Raw genomic sequence first — 1,112 nt, forward strand, 5'->3', positions numbered from 1 at the left:
GGCGCGACGTCGTGGCGGCGGGCGCCTCGGTGCTCGCGGTCGTCGCCTCGGTGGCGGCGGCGCGGCTGCGGCTGCGCGCGGCCTCGGCGGGGCTGAGCGTGCCAAGCGCCAGCACGAGGCCGGCGGCGATCAGGAAGGCGCGGAACATGGGCATGAATCCTTTCGACCGGGATGACCGGGGAAGACACGGTCGGCACGGTCGGGGGCCCGCAACCTGGGCGCAGGTTTAATCCTGCGAGCCTGTCCCAGGACTATCCGCCAAATGACTGATACGCCATGTTTCTCTCCATGGCGTCAGGGGCGGAGCGCCAGCCGCGCCAGTCGCACCGCCTTCAGCGCCTTGCCAGGATGGCCTTCCCCCATTTCCCGGGCCGCCGTGCGCAGATGCGCGGCCAGCCATTCGACATGCTTCGGCGGTGCCTGGCCGCGCGACGCATCGAGGCTAACCCGCGTGCCGGCAAGCCCCAGGGCGGTGATGGCGGCCTGTTGCCGCCCCTCGAGCAGGTCCTGCTCCACTTCCGACAGCAGATGGTCGAGCACGCCATGCGGGCCGGCGAGGTTGTCGGGCAGCGCGGTGCGGGGATCAGTCAGCGAGGCGTCGCCATGCCCCGGCGCATCCGCCCGCGGCAGGCTGATATGCGAGAGCAGGTCCATCATGGACTGGGTGAGCGGCGTGTTGGGCATGGTCTCGGTCCTTGCTCCCGGTGGTGACGGCGCCGATGGGGCCGTCCCTTCATGGGGCGAGAATGCCGCGCGCAAATTCGTGAAGCCTTGATCCGCGTCAAGAACCGCGCCGGCGCAGCCCGTCTGCGACCAGCGTGCAGGCGGCGACGGTCGCCATGATGGCCAGCCCGGGCCAGACCGCGGCCCAGGGCGCGCTGAACACCAGTTCCTGCGCGTTCGCCAGCATGTTCCCCCAGGAGGGCGCCGGCGGGCTGATGCCGAGGCCGAGGAAGGACAGCGTGCTCTCCGCCAGGATCGCCCCGGCGACGGCGAGCGCGGTGGCGACGGCGACCGGCGGCAGCAGCGCGGGCAGCACGTGGCGGCGGAGGATGCGGGCCTCCCCCGCGCCGAGCGCGCGCGCCGCGCGCACATGGTCGCGGGAGAAGGTG

The 1,112-nt window shown here is 72.4% G+C and carries 2 protein-coding genes; both read right to left on the minus strand.

What is annotated here, in order from left to right; all coding sequences use genetic code 11:
• Positions 1-294: 294 nt before the first annotated feature.
• A complete protein-coding gene (locus HW577_RS25435; RefSeq protein WP_198378866.1) occupies positions 295-684 on the minus strand; it encodes a hypothetical protein in 390 nt (129 codons plus the stop codon).
• A gap of 97 nt (positions 685-781) precedes the next feature.
• Positions 782-1,112, minus strand: a 331-nt coding sequence (locus HW577_RS25440; RefSeq protein ID WP_198378867.1) for an ABC transporter permease, incomplete at its 5' end; no start/stop codon positions are given.

The sequence above is a fragment of the Neoroseomonas rubea genome, from assembly GCF_016106015.1.
Lineage (GTDB): Bacteria > Pseudomonadota > Alphaproteobacteria > Acetobacterales > Acetobacteraceae > Neoroseomonas > Neoroseomonas rubea.